Annotated in this window: 7 protein-coding genes; 6 read left to right on the forward strand and 1 reads right to left on the reverse strand. The window is 57.7% G+C overall.

The genetic code is table 11. From position 1 onward, the window contains the following. Window positions 1–789 (forward strand): RNB domain-containing ribonuclease (locus WBM93_RS06540; protein WP_424429794.1); only part of this gene is annotated, 789 nt, incomplete at its 5' end. Between the two features lie 69 nt (window positions 790–858). Continuing rightward, the gene (locus WBM93_RS06545; RefSeq protein ID WP_424429797.1) at window positions 859–1395 is read left to right on the forward strand and encodes a peroxiredoxin-like family protein; all 537 of its coding nucleotides are present in this window, start codon (window positions 859–861) and stop codon (window positions 1393–1395) included. Here the strand turns inward: WBM93_RS06545 and WBM93_RS06550 are convergent. Continuing rightward, window positions 1387–1842 (reverse strand): universal stress protein, encoded by a 456-nt coding sequence (locus tag WBM93_RS06550; protein WP_424429800.1) that lies wholly within the window; start codon window positions 1840–1842, stop codon window positions 1387–1389. The genes WBM93_RS06545 and WBM93_RS06550 overlap by 9 nt on opposite strands. A gap of 136 nt (window positions 1843–1978) precedes the next feature. On the opposite strand from WBM93_RS06550, the gene WBM93_RS06555 reads away from it, so the two are divergent. The 4 genes from WBM93_RS06555 to WBM93_RS06570 form a co-directional block, all read left to right on the forward strand. Further along, the gene (locus tag WBM93_RS06555) at window positions 1979–3313 is read left to right on the forward strand and encodes a pyruvate dehydrogenase complex dihydrolipoamide acetyltransferase (protein WP_424429803.1); all 1335 of its coding nucleotides are present in this window, start codon (window positions 1979–1981) and stop codon (window positions 3311–3313) included. Then, complete coding sequence (locus WBM93_RS06560; protein ID WP_424429805.1) at window positions 3313–3693, forward strand: acyl-CoA thioesterase; 381 nt, start codon at window positions 3313–3315, stop codon at window positions 3691–3693. The genes WBM93_RS06555 and WBM93_RS06560 overlap by 1 nt, the downstream gene beginning before the upstream one ends. Before the next feature lies 1 nt (window position 3694). Next, window positions 3695–5107 carry a dihydrolipoyl dehydrogenase gene (gene lpdA / locus WBM93_RS06565; RefSeq protein ID WP_424429808.1) on the forward strand — a complete coding sequence of 471 codons (1413 nt, stop codon included), beginning with the start codon at window positions 3695–3697 and terminating at the stop codon, window positions 5105–5107. 218 nt (window positions 5108–5325) lie between these two features. After that, the coding region (locus WBM93_RS06570; RefSeq protein WP_424429811.1) for an aminotransferase class IV at window positions 5326–6168 on the forward strand (843 nt) is incomplete at its 3' end.

Genomic DNA, 6168 nt, shown 5'->3' on the forward strand with positions numbered 1-6168 from the left:
GCCATGGGACAGGTGATCAAGCCGTCGGTATTCAACAATCTGATCGAGCAGGTTGATGACGAATTGCTGCTGCCGCTGGTCATGGAACAGATATTGCGCAGCCAGACTCAGGCCTATTATGGTCATACCAATATGGGCCATTTCGGCCTGTCGCTGGGTAGCTACGCCCATTTCACCAGTCCGATCCGGCGCTATGCCGACCTTATCGTCCACCGCGCCTTGGTCAGCGCCTGCAAACTCGAACAGCCGGCGCCGCAAAACAGCGCGATTCCGGAATTTTCGGGTCTGAGCAACGAAGAAGCTGGGCGCCTCGAGCTGATCTCGGAAAAAATCTCCAAGCTTGAGCGCCGGGCCATGAAGGCGGAATGGGAAACCATTGACCGCTATATCTCGGCCCATCTGGCAAACCGGGTCGGCGAGGTCGTGAAATGCCGGATCACCGGAGTCCAGAATTTCGGATTTTTTGCCACCGTCGATGATCTGGGCGGCGATGGTCTGGTGCCGGTGCGCACCCTGGGTGCCGAACGGTTCGATTATGACGAAGCGAAACAGCAGCTTACCGGTATGGACAGCGGAACAACCTATAATATTGGCCAGAAAATCGAACTGCGTCTGGTCGAGGCCAATGCCGCCACCGGCAGCCTCTTGTTCGAACTGGCCGAGGGTGCCAACCATATGGCGGGTCGTCCTGCTCCGCATCGCGCTGGTAAGGGAAAACCCCATCGCAAGGGCAAGCCCGGACGTCCCGCCAATCTCCGCGGCAATAAAGGCAAGCCCCGCCGAAAGTAATTCTTGTTTGTAACCAAGCGGCCATTCGGCTTGAACAGGAGGTATGCCAATGAAAAAGGAATCCCCCTGATGCGTAATATCCTACCAACCCGGCCCGTCCCCGATTTCACCGTCCCGATGACCGACGGTGGCCAGTTTCAGCTGAGCCAGCGGCTTGGCGACAATTTCACCCTGTTGTTGTTCTACCGCGGCCTCCATTGCCCGATCTGCAAGATGCAGCTGCGGGAACTGCAGCGCAAACTTGGTGATTTTGCCGAGCGTGGGATCACCGTCGTCGCGATCAGCATGGACGATCAGGAACGGGCACAGAAATCGGTTGATGATTGGGACGTCAAGGATGTGCTGGTGGGCTACGGACTCAGCGAAGACCTCGCCCGCGATCTCGATCTCTATGTCTCGTCCGGCCGTCCCGGAAGTGACGAACCGGAGATTTTCTCCGAACCGGCGCTGCTGCTCGTGAAGCCCGACCAGACGCTCTATTTCGCCAGCATCCAGAGCATGCCCTTCACCCGGCCGCCGCTCGATCAATTGCTGCAGGGTATCGATTATGCCCTGGCCAATGATTACCCGGCACGCGGCGAACTGGCGGAAAGTGCGCTAGCTTAACCTGTCAATCTCTTCCTTGGTCAAGGATCCGGGAACAACCATCACGGGGCAGGGCAGTGACCCTGCCTCTGTGGCGGCGAAATGGCTGACCAGCGGTCCCGGCGCACCGGTTGCTGCCGCTCCGAGCACCAGCGCGGCCAGACCGTCGACTTCGTCCATCATCTCGCGGACGACTTTCGGTCCCTTGCCCTGCTTGACGGTGATCGAGGGCCGGATGCCCGTTTCATCGAACAATGTGCCGGCGGCGCTGGAAACCAGCGCTTCGGCCCGGCTTTTTGACTCTTCCTCAAGGGTAGCCTGAACCCCGCCCCAAGCGACAAAGCCCTCGCTTTCGACGAGCGCAAGAATATGCAGCGCGCTGTTTGTCTTCATCGCCCGGCGAGAGGCAAAGCGCAGCGCAATGCTCGCCTCGTCGGTCTCGTCGATCACTACCAGATACGTACGCATGAACCCTCCTCGCCCCGTCAGAAACACCTGTTGCGATAAAATCGCATACAAGGCAAGCTACTGCCCTTGACGATATTGCCGCAATGTTGGACAGATCGACCTACTAACAGGACTTATTCAGGAAAGATAACCGGCCATGCCCATTAATCTCCAAATGCCTGCGCTCTCCCCGACGATGGAAGAAGGGACGCTTGCCAAATGGTTGGTGAAGGAAGGCGACAGCGTTTCATCCGGTGATTTGCTGGCAGAGATTGAAACCGACAAGGCGACGATGGAATTCGAAGCTATCGACGAAGGTGTGATTGCCAGGATTGTTGTCGCCGAGGGTACCGAGAATGTGAAGGTCGGTGAAGTTATTGCGATCATTGCCGAAGACGGCGAAGATGCAGGCGATGTCGACGCCGCTCCGGCAGCGAATAAGAAATCGGAAAAGCCGGAACCGGAAAAATCAGAAGAGCGACGGACAAGCGAGCGCCGTGAAGAGGACAAGGGCGGCGATGCCGATGGCGTCGACAAGAGGGAAGCGGATCAGCGTGAAACCGCGGTCGCCCCAAGCCCCGCTCCCGCACCGGATTCCGGTGATGGCCGCGTGAAGGCCAGCCCGCTGGCGCGGCGTCTGGCCGAACAGAAAGGCGTCGATCTGGCGGCGTTGTCCGGCTCCGGGCCCGGCGGGCGAATTATCAAGGCGGACATTGACGCCGCGCAAGACGGAACGGCTCCGGCTAAAAGCGGGACCGCGGCAAGCGCTGCGCCTGCACTTGCTGTTGCCAGCGATTTCGATATTCCGCACAGCACGGAAAAACTCTCCAGCATGCGCAAGACCATCGCGCGCCGCTTGACCGAAGCCAAGCAGACGATCCCGCATATCTATCTCACCGTTGATATCCAGCTCGACAAGCTGCTCAAATTGCGCAGCGAACTCAACGCGACCCTGGAGCCGCGCGACATCAAGCTGTCGGTCAATGATCTGCTGATCAAGGCGCTGGCGGTCTCGTTGATGCAGGTGCCGAAATGCAATGTCTCGATCGAAGGCGACCAGCTCAAGACCTTCGAGCGTGCCGATATCTCGGTTGCCGTAAGCATAGAAGGCGGTCTGATTACACCGATTATCAAAAGCGCCGACAGCAAATCACTCAGCGCGATTTCGACCGAAATGAAAGATCTTGCCGGCCGCGCCAAAGATGGCAAGCTCAAGATGCACGAATATCAGGGCGGCACCGCCAGCATCTCCAACATGGGCATGTTCGGGATCAAGAATTTCGACGCGGTGATCAACCCGCCGCAAGCGATGATCATGGCGATCGGCGCGGGCGAGAAGCGTCCTTATGTTATCGACGACAGCCTGCAGATCGCAACGATCATGAGCGCCACCGGCAGCTTTGACCACCGCGCGATTGACGGCGCCGACGGCGCACAATTGATGAAAGTGTTCAAGCAGCTTTGCGAGAACCCGCTGGGGATGCTCGCCTGATGGACATTGCCAACATGTCCCCGGCAATCCGCACCATCGTTATGCCGACCGAGGGCAATCCTTATGGCAGCGCATTCGGCGGCTGGCTGATGGGGCAGATGGCACAGGCCGGCGGCGCACTGGCCGCGCGGCACAGCAAGCGCAAGTCGGTGGTGGTTGGCGCCGACGAACTCCGCTTCACGCATCCTGTGAGCATTGGCGATGAACTCTCGGTCTTTGTTGAATTTACCAAGATCGGCCGCAGTTCGATGACCGTCCAGGCAGAAGCCTATCGCCGGGACCGGCATAGCGAGGAGATGATGAAAGCGGCCTCGGGAACTTATACGTTCGTGGCCGTAGATAGCGAAAACAAACCAGCACCAATTCCTCAGAAGGTATAATATGGCAAACGCATACGACCTTATCGTTCTCGGTTCCGGCCCTGGTGGCTATGTCGCCGCGATCCGCGCCTCGCAACTCGGCCTCAAAACCGCGATTGTCGAGCGCGAAAGCCTCGGCGGCATTTGTCTCAACTGGGGCTGCATACCGACCAAGGCATTGCTCCGTTCGGCAGAGGTGTTTCACAATATGAAACATGCGGCCGATTATGGTCTGGTCGCGGAGAAGATCAGCGCGGACCTTGACGCCATTGTCAAACGCTCGCGCGGTGTGGCGAAACAGCTTAATCAGGGCGTTACCGGCCTGATGAAGAAGAACAAGATCGACGTCCATATGGGCGACGGCAAATTGACCGCCAAGGACAAGATCGTCGTGACCGGCGAGAGCGGCAAGACCGAACTCACCGCCAAGAATATTATTATCGCGACTGGCGCCCGCGCCCGCGATCTGCCCTTTGCCAAGGCCGACGGCAAGCGGATATGGACCTATCGACACGCCATGACGCCGACCGAAATGCCGACCAAATTGCTGGTCATCGGCTCCGGCGCGATCGGTATCGAATTTGCCAGCTTCTACAATGATATCGGCGTCGATGTGACGGTTGTCGAAATGCTCGACCGGATTGTGCCGGTTGAGGATGAGGAAGTCTCAGCTTTCCTCGAGAAGTCGTTGAAAAAGCAGGGCATGACGATCATGACCGGCGCAGGCGTGAAGACCATCGATGCCAATGCCAAAGGCGTCAAGGCGGAGATCGAGGACAGCAAGGGCGAAAAGCAGAGCCATGACTTCAGCCATGTCATCGTCGCCGTGGGCATCATGCCCAATATCGAAGAGATCGGGCTGGAGCAGCTCGGAGTCACACCAGACGAGCGGACCCACATCAAGACTGATGGCCATTGCCGGACCAATGTTGACGGCATTTATGCGATCGGTGACTGCACCGCCGGCCCTTGGCTGGCCCACAAGGCGAGTCATGAAGGCGTCATTGCGGCCGAGACTATCGCCAAATCGATGGGTAAAGACGGTCATCCACACACCATGGATATCAACAATATCCCCGGCTGTACCTATTGCCACCCGCAGATCGCCAGCGTCGGCCTGACCGAAGCCAGAGCCAAGGAAGCGGGCCATGACGTCAAGGTGGGAAAATTCCCCTTTATCGGCAATGGCAAGGCGATTGCTCTCGGTGAAACCGAAGGTTTCATCAAAACGGTGTTCGACGCCAAGACCGGCGAATTGCTGGGCGCACACATGATCGGCGCGGAAGTGACCGAACTGATCCAGGGCTATACCATCGGCAAGACGCTGGAAACGACGGAGGCGGAACTGATGAACACCGTGTTCCCGCATCCCACGCTCAGCGAGATGATGCACGAAAGCGTGCTCGATGCTTATGGGCGTGTCTTGCATATGTAGTGTTGGTAAGGAACCGGACCCCGCCCTTCAGCGGCGAACAATTCACTTTCCTACACGCCCCTTTCTGCGCTAGCCTGAGCACCATGAACCACTGCGTTTCCAGACCAGTTATACCCGCAAAACAGACGATCCCGGCGGCAGTGCATTTCTTTTCTTTTAACACTGTAAAGTTTGTAAAGTTCACCGGGCTTTTTCAATAATTCAGAAGGTTGGATTCCATGGCCAAGGGCACGCATGACTTTACCGCTGATCCGCGCAATGAAAATATTCTGATCAATGTCAATGGCGTGATGAAGCTGCGCGCAGAGGCGGTGGTTTCGGTTTTTGACAGCGGTTTCATGCTTGGCGACGGCGTCTGGGAAGGGCTGCGCGTGCACAAGGGCAAGATTGCCTTTCTCGATGCCCATCTCGACCGTCTGCTTGAGGGATCGAAGGCGATTGCGATGGATATCGGGGTTTCGCGGGACGAATTGGTGGCCCGCCTCTACGATACGATCAGCGCCAACGGCATGACGGATCAGGAAGGCGTTCACATTCGACTGATGGTCACACGCGGCATCCGTTCCACGCCCTATCAGGATCCGCGCGTGGTGATTTCCCACGCGACGATCGTGATCATCCCCGAATATAAGGAAGCTTTGCCGAGTACGGTCGAGAATGGCATCCGCCTGTTCACTGTCCATGTCCGGCGCGGCGATCCGGCGGTACAAGACCAGAAGCTCAACTCGCACAGCAAGTTAAACTGCATCACCGCCTGCATTCAGGCGACCCGGGCGGGGGCGGACGAGGCATTGATGCTCGATCCGCACGGCTTTGTTGCGACTTGCAACAGCACCCATTTCTTCATCGTTCGCAAGGGTGAAGTCTGGACATCGAGCGGCGATTATTGCCTCGGAGGGATTACCCGCGCCAACGTCATTCGGATTTGCCGGGAGAATGACATTCCGGTGTTCGAGAAGAATTTCTCGCTCACGGATGTATATGGCGGGGACGAGGCCTTCGTGACCGGCACCTTTGCCGGAGTTGTTCCGGCAACCGAAGTGGACGGGAGGATCCTGACC

Origin of the sequence: Parasphingorhabdus sp. (assembly GCF_049667325.1) — a bacterium.
Lineage (GTDB): Bacteria > Pseudomonadota > Alphaproteobacteria > Sphingomonadales > Sphingomonadaceae > Parasphingorhabdus.

Bases quoted from the DNA above. Each gene is read 5' to 3' on its own strand.
- WBM93_RS06545 (WP_424429797.1), top strand. From the start codon at position 859: ATGCGTAATATCCTACCAACCCGGCCCGTCCCCGATTTCACCGTCCCG.
- WBM93_RS06550 (WP_424429800.1), bottom strand. From the start codon at position 1,842: ATGCGTACGTATCTGGTAGTGATCGACGAGACCGACGAGGCGAGCATT.
- WBM93_RS06555 (WP_424429803.1), top strand. From the start codon at position 1,979: ATGCCCATTAATCTCCAAATGCCTGCGCTCTCCCCGACGATGGAAGAA.
- WBM93_RS06560 (WP_424429805.1), top strand. From the start codon at position 3,313: ATGGACATTGCCAACATGTCCCCGGCAATCCGCACCATCGTTATGCCG.
- lpdA (WP_424429808.1), top strand. From the start codon at position 3,695: ATGGCAAACGCATACGACCTTATCGTTCTCGGTTCCGGCCCTGGTGGC.